The organism is Streptococcus sp. GMD5S (genome assembly GCF_000298715.2).
In the GTDB taxonomy this organism is placed as follows: domain Bacteria; phylum Bacillota; class Bacilli; order Lactobacillales; family Streptococcaceae; genus Streptococcus.
In genome coordinates this window covers 38672-60008 of record NZ_AJRG02000004.1, presented here as the reverse complement: position 1 = coordinate 60008, position 21337 = coordinate 38672, and the positions used below count along the sequence as shown (strand labels likewise).

Here is a 21337-nt window from a genome sequence, read left to right as displayed (position 1 = left end):
AAATGATTTTCAAGGTATAATAATAAACGTTGAGGCGGTATAGCCAAGTGGTAAGGCACGGCTCTGCAAAAGCTTGATCGTCGGTTCAAATCCGTCTACCGCCTTTCAGTACCTGAATGAACAGGAATTAACCAAATGAAAAGCCCGTAAAATCGGGCTTTTTCTGTTATTCCTAATAAGTGGGGATAACTGTATCTACCATCTAGATTTACAAAAAGCAGTGACTCAAGTCACTGCTTTATTCTGTTTCTTCTTCAGGTTCTAGTTCTGTAATTTGAACTTTTACCTTGGTAACACGTCCATTTTTCACCTTATCATTGGTCAGGACGATTTGTTTGTTTTGACTGACCAGTTCATAACTGATTTTTTCAGTTGTTGGAATCGTACCAACACCCGTCAAATAATAACCGGCGATGGTATCCACATCATCGCTTTCTAGTTCGACACCAAAGTAGTTATTGAAGTCGTTAAGATTCATGGTTCCCTGTGCAATATAGGTGTCCTCACCGATTTGATGGACTTCGATTTCTGCCCTATCGGTCTCGTCATCAATCTCACCGACAATCTCTTCTAAAAGATCTTCCAGAGTTACCAAACCAGCCATACCACCATATTCATCGAGCAAAATGGCCATTTGTCTTTGGGTATTTCGCAATTCTTTTAGCAAGTCATCCACAAAAATGGTTTCAGGAACAAAGAGTGGATCTTGTAAGATCTTCTTCCAGACAATATTTTCAAAGCCATCTGCATAGGCAGCGTTTAGCAAACGCTTGGTATGAATCAAACCAATCACATTGTCCTTATCCCCATCATAAACTGGGATACGGGAAAAGTTTTGTTTTAAAATACTTTGGATAATGGTTTGACTATCATCCTGAATATCCACCATAAAGGCATCTGTCCGAGGAACCATGACTTCTCTCGCCATCAGCTCATCTAGAGAGAAGATCCCTTGTAACATCTCGATTTCGTCTGCATCCAAAGTCTCCTCACTTTTGGTCAACATGTACTCAATTTCATCTCGAGTCATTTTTTCATCCGCATCATCAAAGGTCATTGGCGTTAAACGACTCAAGAGATTGGTTGAAGCAGATAACAACCAGACAAAGGGACTGACAATCTTCCCAAGCCCAATGATAATCGGAACAGAGCGAATGGCTAAGGCATCTTTTAGATTAAGGGCAATCCGTTTAGGATAGAGTTCACCAAAAACAATAGAGATGTAGGTCAAGAATGCCAAAGAGAGGAAACTTGCAATGGCATAAGTTGTTTCTCCATTCCCCATCCAAGAGGCAATTACTTGTCCAAGTGTATCTGCCAATTTTGCCCCTGACAAGATCGTGATCAAGGTGATACCGACTTGAATGGTTGATAAAAAGTGGTTAGGATTTTCAAGTACCTTTAACAAACGGACGTAACGTTTGTCTCCCTCTTCTGCTTTTTGCTCAACTCGGGAACGGTTTAGTGACACCATTGCCATTTCAGTGGCTGAGAAAAAAGCATTTAACAAGGTCAAGATAAATAACAATACAAACTGTAGCAACAAATTCTGACTGCTCGGGTCTTCCATAGTCCTTCTCCTAAAATAGTATCTTGTGTTTCATTATATCATAAAATCTCTCAGGATTCACATTATTTTTCATTTAAACAACAGCTCCCCTGCCTCTAAAAGACAAAGGAGCTGTTTTTATAGTATCTATTGTTTCTAGTCCGTCACTGTTACTTGCCCTGTTCGGTAATCAAGCTGGATTCCCTTTTGAACATTGGGGATTAGGACATTGAATTCCAATTCGCCATCTGAAGACTTGGCTTCGATTTGTGAAGCGGATGGAACTAGGTCCTCATTTGTCGCATAGTGGAGCGTCACGCGATAACGGACCCTCTTGTTTTGGTCCAAGGCTTTTCTGACCAAACTCTCATAGTAGTTCTGACCTGTCGAATCCTCAGCCTGCGCTTGGTTAGCCCAAGCTGTCTGAACTGCAATATTCTTGGGATTGCTGGTAGAGGCATCAAAACCATCCAAACCACCTATCAAAGCATAACCCAGCAGGTGTCCTCTATCAACTGCATGTGTATAGGACCCCTTTAGATTCTTGACCTGATGCCATCCTGGTGGCGTCCAAGAGGTGGAGCCATTTCCAGTCTCTTCACGATTTTTATACTGCCGAGTCGCTTTGGATAAGATGGCATTGGCAACCGTTGGAACTGTTTCTTTTCCCACTGTCTTTGTTTTATTATCCGCATAGGGTTTGCTAGAAACCTTGGCATCTAGATTGGTTTTATTGCCATTGACAATAAAGGCTCCTGCTCCATTCCACTCAAGCCCCCCCTTGATTTGGTTTTTGATTAACTCAGTTAAGACACTTTCAGCTAGCTCCTGACTGGGAGCTTCTGAAGCTTGTTTTTTCTGACTAACCTTGGTTCTAGGGGTGTTTGGCGCTGTCTGCATCTGCTTGATATAGTAGCTTCCAGCAGCCAAGAGTAAGAATATAAGTAACCCTATCAGAGCTTGTCTTGTTTTTTTGTCCATTTTTCTCCTTATTTCTTTAGAAAAAGACTGGTCTCCCAGTCTAATTTCCTGTAAATTTGCTAATCAATTCCTGCCACTTTGCTGGAGACAAGATTGCCCATGGATCCTGTCCCTTTCCTAGGATTCCATAGCCTACCATCAAGCCGATTCCTAAAGCCAGAAAGCCTAGCAATAGTACGATAAAAATCAACAGTAAACGACGGAGTACATAGCGTAAGTTTTTATTCTTCTTCATCATTTGCCTCGATTCGCTGAATCTTCGCTCCTAGCTGAGCCAATTTCTCATGGAAACGGTAGTAACCTCTATCAAGGTGGACTAATTTACCGACAACTGTTTCTCCTTGCACCACCAGACCTGTCAAAATCAAGGAAGCACTAGCGCGAAGGTCCGTTGATAGAACTTCTGCCCCCTGTAAAGCCTGTCCCCCAACAATACGAGCTGTGTCACGGATAATCTCTGAGTGCAAGCCCATACGGCGCATTTCCTCCAAGTGTTGGAAGCGATTCTCGAACACCGTTTCCACCATGGTGGATTCCCCTTTTGCGACTGTCATCAGAGCTGTAAATTGCGCCTGCATATCTGTTGGGAATCCTGGATGTGGTAAAGTTTTTACATGAACAGCCTTGAGATTTTCAAGTTGAGAACGAACACGGATGCCTTCTGATTCCTCTGTCACTTCAACGCCCATTTCAAGTAGTTTTGAAATCAAGGGGCGATTGTGTTCCCAGACTGCATCACGAACGAGGACATCTCCACCAGTCATAGCTGCCGCTACCATAAAGGTTCCGGCTTCGATACGATCCTGTACCACATTGTGGGTCGTACCATGGAGTTCCTCAACACCAGTCACTGTGATGGTTTCGGTACCAGCTCCCTTGACCTTGGCTCCCATTTCATTAAGGAGAATAGCAAGGTCAACAATTTCCGGCTCACGCGCAGCATTTTCAATGACCGTCACACCATCAGCTAGAGTCGCTGCCATCATGAGGTTTTGTGTTGCACCAACACTAGGAAAGTCCATGTAGATATGAGCGCCATGCAGACGCTCTGCCTTAGCTTCGATGTAACCAGCTGTCTGGGTGATCTTTGCCCCCATAGCTTCCAAGCCCTTGAGGTGGAGGTCGATTGGACGACTCCCGATGGTACATCCCCCTGGCATAGAAACTTTGGCATGTCCTACACGAGCAAGGATTGGCCCCAAGACAACGATGGATGCACGCATCTTGCTGACATACTTGTATGGAGCTTCCTCAGTGATATCACCAGTCGCATCAACCTCGACAACATGAGCTTCCTCATCAAAGTCCACCTTGGCATTCAGACCTCGAACCACTTGATTCATGGTGAAAACATCTGACAAGATTGGGACGTTCTGCAAGACTGTCTTCCCCTTACTTGCTAGAATAGTCGCTGCCAACAAGGGCAAGACTGCATTCTTTGCTCCCTCGATCGTCACACTCCCGACCAGACGATTATCTCCGCCTTGAACCACAATTTTTTCCATAGTTGTTTCCTTTACTTTTGATTTTATAATAGTCCTCTAAGCGCTTCTTGCCAAAGTTGGTACAAACTGATAAAGAATGAACTCAAGATGTAGCCCATCACCATACTAAAGAAGCCTACCAATAAACGAACCTTTTTTGTGTTAGTAGTGGTCACTTTTAAAACCTTTTCCCATCTCACAAGATCCTTCAAAAGGTAAAAACTCAAATAAATAAAGAGTATATGACTACTTAGAGTGAATAATAATTGAACCATTTGACTATTATACCATCTTATCCGCTTGCGCGCTAGTTTTCGATTTTTCTACAAATTAGGGATTGTTTTTAAGGTAATCAATTGCATCCTGCAAGGTCTTAACGGGAATGATTTTCATCTCTGTTTTGATGGTTTTGGCGGCTTCTAGGGCTGTTTCATAGTTGCTTTTCGCATTGGGATCTGCTTTTTTTGCTTCCTCAGTGACTGGATTGTCAGGGGCAAAAAAGATGTTGGCTCCCTGACGAGAGGCTGCAACTACTTTTTTATCAATTCCACCGATGTCGCCAACATTTCCATCGCGATCAATGGTTCCCGTTCCCGCAACGACGCGACCATTACGAAGTTCTGGATCTGCTATCTGAGTGTAAATAGCTAGACTAAACATGAGACCGGCGCTTGGCCCACCGATACCAGCTGTTGAAAAGCGAATGGGAACATCACTGGTCACTTCCGTACGGTCAATCAAGCCAATCCCAATCCCGTTTTTTCCGTTTTCGAGAGTGATAATTTTACCTTCTGCAGACTTGACTTTTCCGTCTTCTTCATAGGTTACCTTGACCGTGTCCCCTAATTGTTGAGAGTTGACATAGTCGACCAAGTCTTTTGAACTATCAAATGTTTTGTCATTAACAGCCGTCACGGTGTCTGCAATGTTCAGAATGCCTTTAAAAGTCGAATTATCCGTCACGGTCAAGACGTAAACTCCCAGGTACTTGAGTTCGATATCCTTTCCAGCCGTCTTCAGTCCTTGATACTTGGCCATATTTTGAGAAGTTTGCATATAGAACTGATTGATTCGCATAAACTCTGCATCAGTAGAGCCACCCGTAGTCTCCTTGGCACTTCTAATATCTGTGAAAGGCGTTAACCAAGCATAGACAAGATGCGACAGGGTGGCGTGTCGAATGCCGACTGTTACAAACTGGTAAGCTCCTGGTTCTGTGTCTTCTGTTTCATTGACTTTCAAAACGCGACGAATATCTTCCGCTCCACCTGGAACTTCTATGTAGTATGGTAAAGGTACTACAAAGGCTAAAAAAGTCAATACTAGTGCTAGGATGACATATAAGGGCCATCTAGTTTTTTTCTTCATGTTCTAATTCCTCCACAACACTGTTTGGGACATATTGCTGAATCTCCTGACCAAACTTCAGAAGTTCTCTCATGGCTGAAGAGCTAATATAAAGATGCTCTGGGCGACTATATAGGTAAATGGTTTCGATTTCTGGAGCCAGTTGATGATTGTAGTAATCAAAACTAGACTCGTATTGCAAGTCGGTGGTATTTCGCAAGCCACGGACAAGGGTCTTAGCACCCAGTCTTCTTGCAACATCTACGACTAGTTGGTCATGAGAAGCCAGCACCTCTACATTATCTAAATGCGCCACCGCTTTTTCGACTGCTCGTTTGCGATTTTCAACAGGGAGAAAACCTTGTTTGTGGGGATTGTAGAACACCCCGACATAGAGCTTATCAAAAAGTTTGCTGGCACGTTCAATGATATCCAGATGTCCATTTGTCATCGGATCAAATGAACCTGTAAATAATCCAATTTTATCTGACATAGACCGTCACCTTACTAATCCCATATATTTTTTCCTTCCAGATACCTAAGCAGGCGATTTCTTCTGGTAGTTCTACAGACTTATCGGTTTCACAGACAACCATGATCTCTTCGGAGAAAAGGTTTCTTTCTGCCATTTTTTCGATATCTGCAACGATTTGTTCCTTGGCATAGGGAGGGTCTAAAAAGACCAGGTCAAAGGGACCTTTCACTTGCTCCAAGGCCCGTTCAGCCTCCATCTTTAAGAGTTGAAATTTGGAAGCTTCCTTGGTCATTTGGATGTTTTCAGCGATGATAGCTTGCGCCTTTCGATCCCGTTCCACTAAGACAGCATGGGACATCCCACGCGAGACTGCCTCAATGGATAAACCACCACTGCCAGCATAGAGATCCAAGACACGACCGCCCTCAAAATAGGGACCTATCATGTTAAAGATAGCTCCACGCACCTTATCTGATGTCGGCCTCGTCGTCTTGCCTTCTAGCGTCTTGAGGGGACGCCCTCCGTAGATTCCTGATACGATTTTCATACCGTTTATTATACCAAATTATAGGCAAAAAGAGAAAGAAAACCGAACCTTGCGGTTCGATTCTCTACAAAATATTTTCGTACGTATCGCGGACTTCTTGAGGCCAGACACTGGTCTGAACCTCTCCGATGTGTTTCTTACGAAGAAGGAACATGGCCATCCGAGACTGTCCGATACCCCCACCAATTGTCAGTGGGAAAAGGCCGTTAAGCAAGGCTTTATGCCATTCCAGCTCAAGACGATCTTCGTCCCCTGTAAGAGCCACTTGGCGACGAAGGGTATCCTCATCTACCCGAATCCCCATTGATGAAAGTTCAAAGGCACAACCAAGAGATTCGTTCCAAACGAGAATATCGCCATTCAACCCCTTGTAGCCATTTTCAGACTCTGTTGTCCAGTCATCGTAGTCAGGTGCGCGGCCGTCATGAGGTTTGCCATCAGGCAACTCGCCACCGATACCAATCAAGAAGACTGCACCAAACTCTTTACAGATCGCATTTTCACGCTCTTTCGGTGTTAGATCTGGATAGCGTTCCACCAACTCTTCTGTGTGAATGAAGGTGATTTGTTTTGGCAAGATGGATTCGATATCGTAGCGGGCTTCTACGGCTAGCTCTGTCAGACGGATAGCCTTGTAAATCTTCTCAACAGTTTCCTTGAGATAGGCGATATTGCGTTGACCGTTTGGGATAACCTTCTCCCAGTCCCACTGGTCCACATAAACTGAGTGGGTCGCGTCGAGCGAATCTTCGTCTGGACGAAGGGCCTTCATATGAACAAACAGACCTTCACCTTCACCGAAACCAAAACGAGCCAAGGTGTGGCGTTTCCATTTGGCAAGTGAGTGAACGACTTCATAGGTTTCATCTGGAATCTGCAAAACCTTGACAGATACTGGATTTTCGACACCTGATAGGTTGTCCTGCATCCCATCCCCGACCTTGCTCAAGATAGGACCTTGAACTTCAACAACTTCTAACTTATCTTTCAAATACTGGGTAAAAGTGTTCTTCACAAAGGAAATTTCTTCTTGTTGATGAATAAAACTTTTCTTCATAAACAGCTCCTCAAAAATTAGTTAAAAGCATTATACACCTATTTCCAAGAAAAGAAAAGAGTAAATAAGAAAAAGTCAGTGCTCTTTTGAACACTGACTCTGTCATTCATTAATCATTTCGACCAAAGATTCGTAAGATGCTAAGGAAGAGGTTGATAAAGTCTAGATAGATGCTGAGCGCCATTGAGATGACCCATCCTGTCGCTACTTGCCCTCGTGACTGCTCATAAACATAGCGAATCTTTTGGTTGTCCCAAGCAATCAAACCTGAGAAAACCAAGACCATGGCAATACTAATCATGTAGTCAAAGAAACTATTGGCTAGAAAGAGGTTAACGACCATGGCAATAATTAACCCGACAAGCGCAGCCATCAGAGCTCGTCCCATTCCACTCAAATCTTTCTTGGTGAAAATTCCGATTGCCGCCATGACAAAGAAGAGAAGGGCACTGGATACAAAGGCTGATAAGACGGTCCCAGGTGTATAGAGGGCTACGACAAAGCTGAGCGTAAAGCCATTTAAAACAGAATAAACTAAAAATACTGGGAGAGCTGCTGGGCTATTTTTTGTAGCCATGCTACTTGCAACAAAGACTAAACCAAGTTCTGCAAAAGTTGCAATCATCAACCAGAGACGGCCATGCATTAAAAAGTAAGTCAATTGAGCTTGGAAGACTGTCAACATCAAAGCTGACACGAGAGCCGATAGACCAATCCCAAGTCCCACAAAAGCATAAACCTTAGCGTAAAATTGATTAAGACCTGAACGTTCTTGAATAATCGTTTGATTCATTCTGATTCTCCTTTTTCTATAAATATGTCTTGATTATAACAAAGATTTTATAAATTAGCTAAAATAAAACATCAAAATTCCTGCTGCAACTGCTACGTTGAGACTTTCTGCTCGGCCTTTCATGCCAATATGAACCAGCTGATCAGCACTCTCAGCCATGACAGAACTAATCCCCTGCCCTTCATTTCCCATGACTAAAACAAAGTTCTCTAGTGAAGAAAGCTCACGATAATCCTTTGACTCTCTCGATAAGGTCGTTGCCAGAATGGGCAAATTGCTCTTCTTTGCCTCTTCTACAAAGCTGACAAGAGGCATACGATAGATAGGCAAATGAAAATGACTTCCTTGCATGGAACGCAGGGTCTTGAGACTGTATATATCTGCTGACTTGTCTGAAACAATAACCCCTGTAAAACCTGCCGCATCCGCCGTCCGAATCATGGTGCCCACATTACCAGGATCTTGAACATCCTCTAAAAATAGATACTTGCCCTGATGGAGATCAGGCAGTCCCACTTCTTCTTTTTGAATCACTGCAACAATGCCTTGAGGAGTTTGCGTATCTGCCAAATCTAGCAAAATCTCCTCTGAAACCCAAATAGTTTGAGGAAAAGCAACTAGCTGATCTCGGTAACTTTCTAGGGCAAAGACCTTTTCAATCGTCACTCCTGCTTGAACAGCTTCTTCGAATAAGTGCCAGCCTTCAATCAAATAAGCAGACTTTCGATATTTTTTTTGATGTAATTTCTTGGCATTTTTTACCACAGAATTGGCTTTTGAGGTTATAATAGTCATAGAAATATTATAACACAATCAAAGGGGTTTGGTATGCAAAAGGTTAGAATGATTGCCCAAGGCAGGGTGCAGGGTGTTGGTTTTCGTTGGGGTGTTGTTACTTTAGCTCTTGAAATCGGTGGCATCACTGGTCGTGTCTGGAATAACGACGATGGCACAGTGGAAATTCTTGCTCAGGCAGACTCCTCTGCCACTATGGCAAAATTTATCCAAGAAATCCGAAAAGGTCCGACACCTTTTTCAAAAGTTACCTATCTAGATGTACAAATGAGCAACTTTTCATCCTATTCGGACTTCAAAGTCGCAAATTAGGTCTCTAGAACTATTGTATATTTTACAAAAAAACAGTAGAATAGAAAGGTATAATTTTTAAAGAAGGAATGAAAACATTGAAATCTATTAAACGTTTTGCCCTCTCTGCTATGGGAGTGGCTATGCTACTCGTCTTGACAGGCTGTGTCCAAGTAGACAAAGCCACAGGACAACCTACAGGATTGATTTGGAATACCATCGGAGCACCTATGGCTGAAGCTATCAAGTACTTCGCTACTGATAAAGGTCTAGGCTTTGGTGTGGCTATCATCATCGTAACCATCATCGTGCGCTTGATTATCTTGCCACTTGGTATCTACCAATCATGGAAGGCAACGCTTCACTCTGAAAAGATGAATGCCCTCAAACACGTGCTTGAACCACATCAAACACGTCTCAAAGAAGCAACCACTCAAGAAGAAAAACTTGAGGCTCAACAAGCTCTCTTTGCAGCTCAGAAAGAACATGGCATTAGCATGTTCGGTGGTGTAGGATGTTTCCCTATCCTCATTCAAATGCCTTTCTTCTCTGCTATCTACTTTGCAGCCCAATACACTGACGGGGTAGCTAGCTCTACCTTCTTGGGTATCGATCTTGGTTCACCAAGTCTGCTCCTTGTCGCTTTCGCTGGTATCCTCTACTATCTCCAATCACTTCTTTCACTTCATGGAGTAGAAGACGAGATGCAAAGAGCACAGCTCAAGAAAATGATTTACGTGAGTCCACTCATGATTGTCGTCTTCTCCTTCTTCGCACCAGCAAGTGTGACGCTTTACTGGGTTGTCGGTGGTTTCATGATGATTCTCCAACAGTTCATCGTTAACTATGTTGTTCGTCCAAAACTCCGCAAAAAAGTTCGTGAAGAATTTGCAAAAAACCCACCAAAAGCAAGTTCATTTTCAACTGGAGGCGGACGCAAAGATGTCACTCCAAACCAAGCAACTGCGATCATGACTAATAAGAAACATAAAAAACGCAATGCTGGTAAACAACATTCTAGAAAATAAGAAAAAGGCTTAGCTGAGAGGCTAAGTCTTTTTGCATCACAAAAGCCCGATGTCTCCATCAGGCTTCTTTTTTATCCATGAACACGTTTCATGTAATCTTGGTAACTTTCTGTATCCATTAATTCCTTGGCATTCTTGACACGGTCTGCTGTTGGAGGTTTGACCCCTTCAAGCGAATAAGGAATCCCTAGTTCACGCCACTTGAATTCTCCCATCGTATGATAAGGTAGGATTTCAAACTTGTCAACATTTTTGAGGGTCTTGACAAACTTACCAAGTTCGATCAAATCCTCATCTCTATCTGTCAATCCTGGAACCAGCACGTGGCGAATCCAAACAGGCTTCCCGATATCTGATAGGTACTGGGCACAGGCCAAGATGTTTTTATTGGTTTGGCTTGTGACAATCTTGTGCTGTTCTTCGTTGATTTCCTTGATATCCAGAAGAACCAAGTCTGTTACCGCCATGAGTTTATTAAACTTTTCGAGATAACGTGGTTTATTACGGAACGGAAGGGCACAGGTATCCAAGGTACAGTGGATTCCTTTTTCCTTGGCCTTGGTAAAGAGGGCAATTAGGAAATCAATCTGTAAGAGGGCTTCTCCACCACTGACAGTGATTCCTCCCTTGTCTCCCCAGAAACCACGGTAGCGAAGGGCTTCTGTCAAGACATCGTCTACTGTCCGTTCGCGTGATTTATTGGTCTCCATAGCCCATGTGTCTGGGTTATGGCAGTACTGGCAACGCATGTGACAGCCCTGCAAAAAGACAATAAACCGAATCCCAGGGCCATCTACCGCCCCAAAACTCTCTGTCGAATGCACCATTCCTGTCACTTGTCCATAGTCAATTGTTTCTTCAGACATATCGTCACCTTCCTTGAAACCGTTTTATAGTTTTATTATATCACGAGTAAGGTGAAAAACAAGGTTTTTTTGTCTATTTTTTAGAAAGCAATCTGTTTTTCACTTTCATTTTCAATTTCTTTTAATGATCCGATTCAAAATCAAAACCATACAAGGTTGCAAAATAGTCCTCAGGGCGCTCTGCACGGCGGATTTGGCGGGCTTTTCCTTCTTCGGTATAGAGGATTTCTGCCGAGCGTAGTTTGGCATTGTACTGGTAACCCATGGAGAATCCATGTGCACCTGTATCATGAATCACTAGCAAATCACCGATTTCTGTATGAGGTAGTTCGCGGTTCACTGCAAATTTATCATTGTTTTCACAGAGTGAACCAACCACATCTACCACCTCAACTGGTCCATCTGGATGGGTCAGATTGGTGATATGGTGGTAGGCTCCATACATGGCGGGGCGCATGAGGTTGACTGCTGAGGCATCCACGCCCAGATAGGTACGGTAGGTTTTTTTCTTATGAGTGACTCTTGTGACCAAAGCTCCGTGAGGCGCCAACATAAAGCGGCCTAATTCAGTAAAAATCTTGACCTGACCAAGTCCTGCAGGTGTGAGGACTTCCTCATAAACCTTACGAACTCCCTCACCAATCACAGCGATGTCATTTGGCTCCTGGTCTGGGCGATAATTGACTCCGATTCCGCCGGAAAGATTGATAAAGTCTAGCGAAATACCCAACTTTTCCTTAATTTCAACGGCTAATTCAAAAAGCTGACGCGCCAACTCTGGGTAGTAGAGATGGGTGACGGTATTGGATGCTAGGAAAGAGTGAATCCCAAATGTCTTGGCTCCTTTTTCCTTCAAAACCGCAAAGGCTTCAAAAAGCTGATCCTTGGTCATGCCAAACTTGGCTTCTCCAGGATTGTCCATGATGTCTGTCCCTAGCTCAAAAACTCCTCCAGGATTGTAACGACAAGAGATAATTTCTGGAATGCCTGCCGCTCGCTCTAGATGTTCAATATCTTCAAAGGCATCCAAGTTAATGGTCGCACCTAATTCACGCGCATAGGCATATTCCTTGTCAGGCGTGTTGTTAGAAGAGAACATGATTTCAGAACCGGGGAAATCCAGTTTATGGCTCATCAAAAGCTCTACATAACTAGAACAGTCCACACCACAACCTTCTTCTTGGAGGATTTTCAAGATGGCTGGAGTTGGAGTGGCCTTGACTGCAAAATATTCTTTGAATCCCTTATTCCAAGAAAAGGCCTGGTTGACTGCTCTTGCTTTTTCACGAATCCCCTTCTCATCATACAAGTGAAAGGGAGTCGGGAACTCTGCAACAATTGTTTCTAAATCTTCACGGCTGATAAATGGTGTTTTCATAAGCATCCTTCTATTCTGTTTGCAAAGAAAGGCTGGGACAATCGTTCCAACCTTTAGTTCTATCTCTTATTTGTCTTCGTCAAAGATATTTCCAATCTCAACATCGATGGATTGGTTCTTAACATCAATATTGGTTACTTTCAAGAGTGACTTGTAATCGAACTGCTTTTCACGTTCTTCTTGGGCATTGTCTGCAAAGACTGCAACACCAGCCAACTCTGAATCAAACTCACGCAAGAGACTAATCATCCCGTTGACCGTTCCGCCGCCTTTCAAAAAGTCATCCACAATCAAGACACGACTGCCTGCCTTGAGGCTGCGTTTTGAAAGGAACATTTTCTCAATGCGGTCACCGCTGGAACCTGAAACATAGTTGACGCTGACCGTTGAACCTTCGGTAATTTTCAAATCACGGCGCACAATGACAAATGGAACATTGAGGACATTGGCAACTGCATTTGCGAGTGGCACACCTTTTGTTGCTACTGTCATAACGGCATCGATTTTTTGGTCCATAAAGCTCTTGGCAATGATACGCCCAATATTTTTCAAAATGGCAGGCGTACTAAGCAAATCAGACAGGTAAATGTAGCCACCTGGCAAGATACGGTCGCTTTCTGAAAGTTTGTCACGCAAGTCTGCGATCATTTCTTTGGCTTCATGACTCGAAATTGATGGTGTAAAGATAACGCCACCACCTGCTCCAGTCACAGTCTGAATATGGCCGATTTCGATTTCCTCAAAGGCACGCTTGATAATCACGATGTCCTCTGAAATCGATGATTTAGCAGATTCGTACTTTTCTGCAAAGGTATTGAGACTTGTTAGTTTGTATGGATTATTAATCAAATAGTTGGAAATGACAACCATCCGATCACTTCTTCTTAATTTCATTTTTATTTACCATTCCATTTAATTTTGATATTTTATCCATTATACCACATTCACATAAAAAAACGAACATTATTGCGTAAAAAATGCTCGTTTTTCTTAAATTATTAATCTAAATCTGGTTTATAGAAGGAACGATTGTCCATAGCGAAGATTTTATTGGTCATCTCTCCTTTATCCACCAAAGCTAGAGCTGTTGACATCATCATCATGCTGGCATCTAGATTGTCAATCATATGGATAATCTCCGCCTCCATGATACGTGGACGGACTGGACTTCCATACTCCAGTAAGCCATGATGACTGAGGATAACATGGCGCAGTAGCACCACTTCTTCTCTAGTATCATCGATGCCCAGTTCCATGACGGTCTTGGTAATCTCACTATCGATCAGGGCGATATGGCCAAGGAGATTGCCTCGTACTGTATACTCCGTCTGATCTGGTCCCGTCAACTCAATAACCTTAGCCAAGTCGTGCAGCATAATCCCCGCATAGAGTAGGCTCTTGTTGAGCTGAGGATAAATCTCACTAATAGCATCTGCCAAGCGCACCATGGTTGCTGTATGATAGGCCAAACCCGTTTCAAAGGCGTGGTGGTTGGTCTTGGCAGCCGGATAGGAGTAGAATTCCTTATCATACTTGGTGTAGAGACTACGAACGATACGCTGCCAGACAGGATTTTCAATCTTGAAAATCATTTGCGACATGTAGTCACGGATTTCCTTGACATCAACTGGTGACTTGACCTTGAAGTCAGCTGGATCATTGGGTTCCCCAGGCTGAGGCAAGCGGAGAGTAATTTGATTGACTTGAGGAGTATTATTGTACACTTCTCGACGTCCCTGCATGTGGACCACCTTCCCAGCGGTAAAGGCCTCAACGTTATGAGGTTGGGCATCCCATAGTTTCCCCTCAATCTCGCCGCTATCGTCTTGGAAGGTAAAGGCTAGGTAGTTTTTCCCAGCACGCGTCTGTCTTAGGTCAGCTGACTTAATCAGGTAAAAACCTTCAAACAGCTCATCTTTTTTCATGTGACTAATCTTCATATTCTTCCTCATCTTCTTGGAAATGGAGTAGATCAAGCGCAGGCTCACCTTCTGATAACTCAATGTGACGGAGCGTCCGCTCGATAGCTGTGGTACGACGGTTTAATAATTCATCAATATTGCCAGAGGCATGTTGAAGATGTTTTTGTGCCTTAACCAAAATCCCCCCGAACTTGCCAAACTCAGTCTTAACGCTAGCAAGAGTCTTGCTGATATGATCTGCACTCTTTTGGATATTGAGAGTTTTGAAGCCAACTGATAGAGAGTTAAGCAGGGCTGATAGGGTACTTGGACCAGCAACAATAATCTGCTCCTCCCGTCTCAAATCATCAAAGAAGACAGGATTGCGGACGATTTCTGAGTAAAGTCCTTCTGTTGGAACAAACAAGACTCCAAAATTGGTCGTTCGAGGCGGCGCCAGATACTTGCTCTTGATATCCTTGGCAAAGCGCTTGACGCTAGCTAAAAGTGACTTACGACAACGTTCGATTTCGTCCTTATCGCCTGCTTCATAAGCTTCTTCTAAGCGGTAATAATCCGCCAGTGGAAACTTGGAGTCAATCGGTAAATAGACATATTCCTGGTCCCCCTGTCCAGGTAACTTGATGGCATACTCCACTCGCTCGCTAGAGTTCTCAACCGTTGCAAATTCTCGTTCGTACTGGGCTGGTGTCATGATGTCTTCGATGATTTGCCCCAGTTGCAATTCTCCTAGAATCCCTCGCGTCTTGGTCCCAGAGAGAACTTTGTTGAGTGCGCCAACATCGCGGGCAACTGTCTGCATTTCTCCCAGGCCACGATTGACAGACTCCAGTTGTTTGGAAACTGTCTCGAAGGAAGCCTGCAAGCGTGTCTGCAAGGTCTTTTCTAACTTTTCCTCGACAGTTTGACGCATTTGTTCCAAACGTTGCTCATTGGACTCCTGCAGGGCTTGAAGGCGTTGGTCGGTCTGATCTCTGGTTTGAAGGAGATTCTCGTTCATCTCCTGTCTAACTTGAGTCAGCCCTTGGTGCAACTCCATTCGCACTTCTTGCAAACGGTCGCTGACAGCCACTTCCAAGTCTTTTTGATCCAGCTGGCTGGCTTGTCTGGCTTGTTCAAAGCGGTAATCCAGTTGATCTGAAAGATTGTCTGCCTGATCCTCCAAGCTCTTGGCTAGGTACTTGTCTTGCTTATCTTGCCTTTGCCAAATGAGAAAGAGTCCAGCTAGGTTGGCAATTAATAATAGTAGTAATACAGTCTCCATCCTACCTCCTGTCCTTGCTATGCAGCACGACGACATAGCCATCTGGGCAAGTCACCGAAACTTCCCTATCTATATATTCGTTAGAAGCATACACTTTTTTAAAGAAAAAATTTTCCTCTGTCAACTCATACTTGGCACCGATAATGGTCAACTGACTATCCCGAACTGGCATAAAGGCTAGATAGTCATAATCCGAACGAGGTTGAAGTTGACTGGTCCCTTCTGGACAATAGCTAATCACATTTTGCCCATCCTCAATCGCTATCTGGCGCATATAGGGTGCTAACTTGGGATTACTCGGAAGAAAAACATTGGCCAGCATATGATCAATCCGACCACCAAGAGCACCGAAAATAGTGATCTGAGCCTGAGAATTTTGCTCAAAGATGGTCAAGAGAGCCAATTCCAGATCCGTATCATCTTTTTCTGGCTGAGCTTGAACAAAATGTTGGGTACGTTTTTGAATCAACTGACGCTCTTCTGCAGTCACCGAATCAAAATCCCCAACTGCTAGAGCGAGAGGCAGGTCTTCTTCCAAGACCCAGAGTGAGCCACGATCCACACCGACAAAGCAATCAAAATTCGTCCGATAATGACCGCGATCTCCGCCGGCAAAAACAGCAACCCTAGTCCAGTTGTTTTCTGAGAGTTTGCACTCGTTCATTGACATCTCCCTTAAAGACATAGGATCCTGCTACAAAAACGGTTGCTCCAGCTTCTTTGGCCTGAGCAATGGTCTGGTCATCAATACCGCCATCGACTTCAATTTCAAAGTTCAGTCCTTTTTTTTCACGAAGGGCAACCAACTCACGAACCTTGTCCATGGTTTCAGGCAGAAAGGCTTGTCCTCCAAATCCAGGGTTAACCGTCATGACCAAGACTTGGTCAACTAGGTGAAGAACGTGCTTGATTGCCTCCACAGGCGTACCAGGGTTAATGACAACAGAAGGTTTGACACCAAGAGAACGAATTTTTTGAAGAGCCCCATGGATATGAGGCGTTGCTTCCACATGGATACTGATGATATCTGCACCTGCACGCGCAAAGTCCTCTAAATGATGCTCTGGATTAGCGACCATCAAGTGGCAGTCAAAGACCATCTTGCTATGGGGGCGAAGAGCTTCAACCACACCGGCACCAAAACTGATTTGTGGTACAAAGTGACCATCCATAATATCGATATGGGCATATTCTGCACCAGTTGCTTCTAGGCGTTTGATTTCACATTCAAAGTTGGCATAATCTGCTGCCAGAATTGACGGAGCAATCTTGTATTGAGACATAGGTTTCTCCTTATTTTGGAATTTTTTTACTGACTTTTTTATAGGTTTCTCTGCGATTTTCAATTTCACTGAGAAATTGCAGGTAGTTGTCAAAACGGAAGGATGCAATGATACCCTCTTCGACAGCCGGCTTAACCGCACAGGACGGTTCATGGGTATGGGTACAAGTACGGAATTTACAGTCTCGACTGACACTGGCAATCTCTGGAAAGGCCTGATTGAGGTCTTCAGCCGTTGACACTTCATAATCCAGTGATGAAAAGCCTGGTGTGTCCGCGATTTTACCCCCATTGAGATTGTAAAAACTAACAGCTCGAGTAGTATGGCGACCGCGACCCAGACTGTCTGAGATTTCTCCTGTTTCAAGATTGAGGTCTGGTGCGATTTTATTAAGGAGTGTTGATTTTCCAACACCTGTCTGCCCCATAAAGACCGTCACTTTTCCTGTCAACAAAGGCAGGAGTTCCTCCTTACTGGTCACAAAGTCATAACCAATGGCACGATAGGTTTGTTGATAAAAACTTAATTCTTCGCTATCTTCCAGCAAATCCATTTTGGAAATATAGACGATGGGATGAATGCCCTTGTGTTCCAGAAGAACCAAGAACCGATCCAGCAAATTGCTGTTAAAATCAGGTTCCTTGACGGACATGATCACCACAGCTTGGTCAATATTGACAATAGGCGGACGGACGAGACTGTTTTCCCGTTCATGAATCTTGAGGATATAACCTTCGGAATTTTCCTCTGCAGAAAAATCTACCCAATCCCCAACATAGGGCGTGTGGCCTTTTTTACGAAAATTCCCGCGCGCACGTGTCTGATAGACTTGGTCCTCACTCTCCACATAATAGAAGCCTGCCAAGGCTTTAATGATTTGTCCCTGCATCTTAGAGTCCTTGTCCTTTAAGCGCATCTGAAAGGCTAGCAAATTCTTCCAAGCTAAGTGCTTCCCCACGCACAGATGGAGACAAGCCTGCCTGATCCAAAGCCTTGGTCAACTTTTCCTTGACTTCATCAGTCTTGCCAAAGTAGCCTGTCAGGTTATTCCACAAGGTCTTGCGGCGATGAGTGAAACTAGCCTTGGAAACCTTAAAGAAGAAGTTCTCATCTTCCACTGCTACAGCAGGCTCTGGACGGCGCACCATTTTTAAAATGGCTGAGTCCACGTTTGGGGCTGGCACAAAGACCGTACGAGGCACGATGAAGGCAACCTTAGCTGTCATATAATACTGGACAGCAATCGACAAACTACCGTAAGCCTTGGTGTTGGGTTGGGCTGAGATGCGATCTGCCACTTCTTTTTGCATCATAACCACAAACTCGCTAAAAGGAATGCCACTTTCAATCAAGTGCATGAGAATAGGCGTCGTAATGTAGTAAGGCAAGTTGGCTACCACCTTAATGGGCAGGTCAGGATTTTTGAAATTCTGGATATGCTGGGCCAAGTCAACTTTGAGAATGTCCTCGTTGACTACGGTAACATTGTCAAAATCACGTAAAGTATCTGCCAAAATCGGTACCAAACGGTGGTCAATCTCAAAGGCCATAATCTCTGCCGCACGCTCAGCCAAAAACTCCGTCAAAGCACCAATTCCTGGCCCAATTTCAATGACATTAACCTGGTTATCAATTTCAGCCGTATCCACGATCTTTTGAAGAATATTGGTATCCGTCAGGAAATTTTGCCCGAAGGACTTTTTAAATGTAAAACCGTGACGCTCCAGCACTGCCTTGGTCACGCTATAATCTGCAATTCTCATCTATTCTCTTTTCTATAGTTACTACCTCTATTGTAACACATTCCCCTGGTATTTTGGGAGTGCTTAGCTATTATCATAACTTTCCATCACTTCTTCCACTTCGGCCAAGGTCACTCCAAACAGAGTTAAATATCTGAATTTCTTTCCACTATTGAAGCAGTCCATGAAATTTATTTTTCTCATCCTTTATGGATTGTCTCTTGAGAAAGTCAGGTGCTCAAGCAAAGAATAGAGTTTTTCTTGCTCCTCTTCTTCGTAAGCAGGTGCATTTGCTTTTACTTCCTTGCATTTCTCGTCATACAAAAATCCTTCATAGCGATCTTCTGTAGATAAAGCTGTATAAACTTTGGCCATTTCTTCAGGACTAATCGAAAGTTTTGACTTAATTTTATACAGATTTTTCATAAAAGCGCTGAGGTGATTGTAGCGACGCATATCTACTTTGACATTGGTCACACGGATTGCCTGAACCTTGATACCTTCCCAATGTTCTCGCATATAAAGTGACAACATCAACAAGGCCAGTTTATTTTGATAATAGGTCTTAGCAGGACTGTAATGTTTTTGACCAGATAAATTTTCAAAATCAAGTTTCATGAAAGGATAGAGTATCAGCCCTTGAGAAGAAATATTAATAATCCGACCACTCTCAGACTTTTCTAACAAACCTTTCAACAAGATAGAAAGCAAGAAAGGGGCGGCAACATTGGTCGCAAATTGCTTTTCTAAACCATCCTTAGTCAGGATGGGCTTTTTAACTGACAAATCAAAGTCAGCTGCATTGTTAATTAGAACGTCTAGAAAGTCTTCTTTTTGAATATACTGTTCCGCTGCTTCCCTGACACTCTTCATATCAGATAGATCAACCAAGATATAATCTACATGTGGATTTCCTGTCTGTCGACGAATTTCCTCACAAGCTTGCTCCGCAGCTTCTTCCCGTCTACAAAAGAGAGTTACCGACCAGCCTTTTTCAGCCAACTGTTTAGCAACCTGATAACCAATGCCACTATTGCCACCTGTAATAATCACTCTTTTCATTTCTGACTCCCTTGGACTGAATACTTAGCTATCACCTCTTCCACTTCTGCCAAGGTCACTCCAAACAACTCCAACCGCTTGAGCAGCTGTTTTCCATTGGAATAGCCGATGCGGAGCTGTTCGCCTAGATACTCTCGGCGCCTACGACTGTCTGCTCCCGCCAAGAAACCTAGGCGAATCAAGTCACCACGACTGATGTCAAACTCGTTCTCGTTTTCAAATTGCTCTGTCACCTGAGTCAGCGCTGTTTTTAGATCTTCATAGCTGGCGTGTTCGATTCCCAGAGAACGTCCCTTGGACTTAGATTCGGGAACAGCCTCATCTCGCTTGAGAAAGGCATGCTGTACTGTTGGAATGGCCGTCATAATCATGCGACGAATCCGCTCCCCATTAAAATCTGGATCTGTAAAGACAATGACTCCATGCAGTTCATGCAGGCGCTGAATCCGCTCTATATCCTGGTCATTTATTGCAGAACCTCGTGTTTCATAGGTCTCTACATCAAAGTAACGTTTGAGATTGGCCGTATCATCCCGTCCTTCGACTACGATGACTTGGGAAATTTTTTCTTTCATGATTGTTTTTCCAATCCAAAAATACGCTCTGCATTTGCAGTTGTTACTGCGGCTAACTCCTCAGTCGTCATCCCACGCAAATCCGCAATAAAGTCTATCACATAGCGAGTATAGGCTGTTTTGTTTTCACGGCCACGTTTAGGAACTGGTGCCAAGTAAGGGGCATCTGTCTCTACCAAAATCTTATCCAAAGGTAACTCTTTAGCTGCTTCCTGAACATCTGTCGCCTTCTTGAAAGTCACCACTCCTGAGAAGGAAATCGTCATACCAAGCTCGACAAACTTCTCAGCCCACTCCAGAGAACCTGAAAATGAATGCATGATGCCACCACGAGGGCCGACGCCCTCACTCTTGATAATCTTATAAGTATCTTCCAGCGCATCGCGGGTATGGACCACAAAAGGTAAATCCAAGTCCTTGGACAGCTGAATCTGACGGCGAAAAACCTGCTCCTGTACTTCCTTAGATGCTGTCATCCAGTGATAGTCCAGACCAATCTCCCCCAAGGCAACAACTTTTGGATGTTTTAGTTTTTCCAGCAAGTAAGCTTCGACCTCATCTGTGTATGTCCCTGCTTCAGTCGGATGCCAGCCAATAGTTGCGTAGAGTTGCTCATACCCATCTGCCAACTCTAGGGCCCGTTCAATGGTTGGCTTGTCAAAACCAACAATATTCATCCGCGTCACACCCATCTCAGCAGCCAAGGCGATTTCTTCTGCCTCACGGCCTGTAAATTCTTCCACATTTAAATGTGTGTGCGTATCAAAAATCATCTCTTCTAACCTCATTTTCTTCCATTATTATACCAAAAATAGCATCCCTCGGCTTGTAAAAATATTCTAATACCAATCATTCTCCCTTGACTGCTCTTTTTCAAAGCAGTATAATAACACTTATT

At 43.7% G+C, this 21337-nt stretch carries 25 protein-coding genes and 1 tRNA gene; 3 read left to right on the top strand and 23 right to left on the bottom strand.

Annotation, left to right across the window (positions count from 1 at the left end; genetic code table 11):
• The first annotated feature begins 33 nt into the window (after positions 1 to 33).
• A tRNA-Cys gene (locus GMD5S_RS0203240) sits at positions 34 to 104 on the top strand.
• 134 nt (positions 105 to 238) lie between these two features.
• On the opposite strand, the gene GMD5S_RS0203235 is transcribed toward GMD5S_RS0203240, so the two are convergent.
• The 11 genes from GMD5S_RS0203235 to GMD5S_RS0203190 form a co-directional block, all read right to left on the bottom strand.
• Entirely contained in the window at positions 239 to 1570 is a 1332-nt protein-coding gene (locus GMD5S_RS0203235; RefSeq protein ID WP_000390022.1) for a hemolysin family protein, read from the bottom strand.
• A gap of 135 nt (positions 1571 to 1705) precedes the next feature.
• Positions 1706 to 2530, bottom strand: a complete 825-nt coding sequence (locus GMD5S_RS0203230) for a DNA/RNA non-specific endonuclease (RefSeq protein ID WP_000358998.1) — start codon at positions 2528 to 2530, stop codon at positions 1706 to 1708.
• 40 nt (positions 2531 to 2570) lie between these two features.
• The gene (locus GMD5S_RS0203225; protein ID WP_000739701.1) at positions 2571 to 2765 is read right to left on the bottom strand and encodes a DNA-directed RNA polymerase subunit beta; all 195 of its coding nucleotides are present in this window, start codon (positions 2763 to 2765) and stop codon (positions 2571 to 2573) included.
• Complete coding sequence (gene murA / locus GMD5S_RS0203220; protein ID WP_000411919.1) at positions 2752 to 4035, bottom strand: UDP-N-acetylglucosamine 1-carboxyvinyltransferase; 1284 nt, start codon at positions 4033 to 4035, stop codon at positions 2752 to 2754. Before murA ends, GMD5S_RS0203225 begins: the two co-directional genes overlap by 14 nt.
• Before the next feature lie 23 nt (positions 4036 to 4058).
• Entirely contained in the window at positions 4059 to 4289 is a 231-nt protein-coding gene (locus tag GMD5S_RS10470; RefSeq protein WP_008289067.1) for a DUF1146 family protein, read from the bottom strand.
• Positions 4290 to 4344: 55 nt separating this feature from the next.
• The gene (locus GMD5S_RS0203215; RefSeq protein WP_000730776.1) at positions 4345 to 5382 is read right to left on the bottom strand and encodes a SepM family pheromone-processing serine protease; all 1038 of its coding nucleotides are present in this window, start codon (positions 5380 to 5382) and stop codon (positions 4345 to 4347) included.
• Positions 5366 to 5854, bottom strand: coding sequence for a pantetheine-phosphate adenylyltransferase (gene coaD / locus GMD5S_RS0203210; RefSeq protein ID WP_001280714.1), 489 nt, complete (start codon positions 5852 to 5854; stop codon positions 5366 to 5368). The genes GMD5S_RS0203215 and coaD overlap by 17 nt, the downstream gene beginning before the upstream one ends.
• Positions 5844 to 6383, bottom strand: a complete 540-nt coding sequence (rsmD, locus tag GMD5S_RS0203205; RefSeq protein WP_000706939.1) for a 16S rRNA (guanine(966)-N(2))-methyltransferase RsmD — start codon at positions 6381 to 6383, stop codon at positions 5844 to 5846. Before rsmD ends, coaD begins: the two co-directional genes overlap by 11 nt.
• Before the next feature lie 64 nt (positions 6384 to 6447).
• Positions 6448 to 7440, bottom strand: a complete 993-nt coding sequence (gene asnA, locus GMD5S_RS0203200) for an aspartate--ammonia ligase (protein WP_000747998.1) — start codon at positions 7438 to 7440, stop codon at positions 6448 to 6450.
• Positions 7441 to 7549: 109 nt separating this feature from the next.
• On the bottom strand, positions 7550 to 8233 hold the full coding sequence (locus GMD5S_RS0203195; RefSeq protein WP_001076860.1) for a Bax inhibitor-1/YccA family protein: 684 nt from the start codon (positions 8231 to 8233) through the stop codon (positions 7550 to 7552).
• A 54-nt stretch (positions 8234 to 8287) separates the two neighbouring features.
• Positions 8288 to 9028, bottom strand: coding sequence for a TrmH family RNA methyltransferase (locus GMD5S_RS0203190; RefSeq protein WP_008289068.1), 741 nt, complete (start codon positions 9026 to 9028; stop codon positions 8288 to 8290).
• A 33-nt stretch (positions 9029 to 9061) separates the two neighbouring features.
• Between GMD5S_RS0203190 and GMD5S_RS0203185 the strand changes: the two genes are divergently transcribed.
• Positions 9062 to 9340 (top strand): acylphosphatase, encoded by a 279-nt coding sequence (locus GMD5S_RS0203185; RefSeq protein ID WP_001174609.1) that lies wholly within the window; start codon positions 9062 to 9064, stop codon positions 9338 to 9340.
• Positions 9341 to 9417: 77 nt separating this feature from the next.
• The gene (gene yidC, locus GMD5S_RS0203180; RefSeq protein WP_008289070.1) at positions 9418 to 10347 is read left to right on the top strand and encodes a membrane protein insertase YidC; all 930 of its coding nucleotides are present in this window, start codon (positions 9418 to 9420) and stop codon (positions 10345 to 10347) included.
• Positions 10348 to 10418: 71 nt separating this feature from the next.
• On the opposite strand, the gene pflA is transcribed toward yidC, so the two are convergent.
• The 12 genes from pflA to GMD5S_RS0203120 all read right to left on the bottom strand — a co-directional run bounded on the left by pflA (position 10419) and on the right by GMD5S_RS0203120 (position 21212).
• Positions 10419 to 11213 carry a pyruvate formate-lyase-activating protein gene (pflA, locus tag GMD5S_RS0203175; RefSeq protein ID WP_001288281.1) on the bottom strand — a complete coding sequence of 265 codons (795 nt, stop codon included), beginning with the start codon at positions 11211 to 11213 and terminating at the stop codon, positions 10419 to 10421.
• Between the two features lie 121 nt (positions 11214 to 11334).
• Entirely contained in the window at positions 11335 to 12591 is a 1257-nt protein-coding gene (locus tag GMD5S_RS0203170) for a diaminopimelate decarboxylase (protein WP_000856549.1), read from the bottom strand.
• 66 nt (positions 12592 to 12657) lie between these two features.
• Positions 12658 to 13485 (bottom strand): pur operon repressor, encoded by an 828-nt coding sequence (purR, locus tag GMD5S_RS0203165; protein WP_002874197.1) that lies wholly within the window; start codon positions 13483 to 13485, stop codon positions 12658 to 12660.
• A 104-nt stretch (positions 13486 to 13589) separates the two neighbouring features.
• Positions 13590 to 14531 carry a 3'-5' exoribonuclease YhaM family protein gene (locus GMD5S_RS0203160; protein ID WP_000703210.1) on the bottom strand — a complete coding sequence of 314 codons (942 nt, stop codon included), beginning with the start codon at positions 14529 to 14531 and terminating at the stop codon, positions 13590 to 13592.
• Positions 14521 to 15777: a DNA recombination protein RmuC gene (gene rmuC, locus GMD5S_RS0203155; protein ID WP_000450905.1), complete on the bottom strand. Its 1257-nt coding sequence runs from the start codon at positions 15775 to 15777 to the stop codon at positions 14521 to 14523. Before rmuC ends, GMD5S_RS0203160 begins: the two co-directional genes overlap by 11 nt.
• A 1-nt stretch (position 15778) precedes the next feature.
• Entirely contained in the window at positions 15779 to 16441 is a 663-nt protein-coding gene (locus tag GMD5S_RS0203150) for a thiamine diphosphokinase (protein ID WP_001001250.1), read from the bottom strand.
• On the bottom strand, positions 16404 to 17060 hold the full coding sequence (rpe, locus tag GMD5S_RS0203145; protein ID WP_000084979.1) for a ribulose-phosphate 3-epimerase: 657 nt from the start codon (positions 17058 to 17060) through the stop codon (positions 16404 to 16406). Before rpe ends, GMD5S_RS0203150 begins: the two co-directional genes overlap by 38 nt.
• Positions 17061 to 17070: 10 nt before the next feature.
• On the bottom strand, positions 17071 to 17949 hold the full coding sequence (rsgA, locus tag GMD5S_RS0203140) for a ribosome small subunit-dependent GTPase A (RefSeq protein ID WP_008289073.1): 879 nt from the start codon (positions 17947 to 17949) through the stop codon (positions 17071 to 17073).
• A 1-nt stretch (position 17950) separates the two neighbouring features.
• Positions 17951 to 18823, bottom strand: a complete 873-nt coding sequence (gene rsmA, locus GMD5S_RS0203135; RefSeq protein ID WP_001216884.1) for a 16S rRNA (adenine(1518)-N(6)/adenine(1519)-N(6))-dimethyltransferase RsmA — start codon at positions 18821 to 18823, stop codon at positions 17951 to 17953.
• A gap of 186 nt (positions 18824 to 19009) precedes the next feature.
• On the bottom strand, positions 19010 to 19864 hold the full coding sequence (locus GMD5S_RS0203130) for an SDR family NAD(P)-dependent oxidoreductase (RefSeq protein ID WP_000832168.1): 855 nt from the start codon (positions 19862 to 19864) through the stop codon (positions 19010 to 19012).
• The gene (gene rnmV / locus GMD5S_RS0203125; RefSeq protein ID WP_000659978.1) at positions 19861 to 20439 is read right to left on the bottom strand and encodes a ribonuclease M5; all 579 of its coding nucleotides are present in this window, start codon (positions 20437 to 20439) and stop codon (positions 19861 to 19863) included. Before rnmV ends, GMD5S_RS0203130 begins: the two co-directional genes overlap by 4 nt.
• A complete protein-coding gene (locus GMD5S_RS0203120; protein WP_000575652.1) occupies positions 20436 to 21212 on the bottom strand; it encodes a TatD family hydrolase in 777 nt (258 codons plus the stop codon). The genes rnmV and GMD5S_RS0203120 overlap by 4 nt, the downstream gene beginning before the upstream one ends.
• Positions 21213 to 21337: the final 125 nt, after the last annotated feature.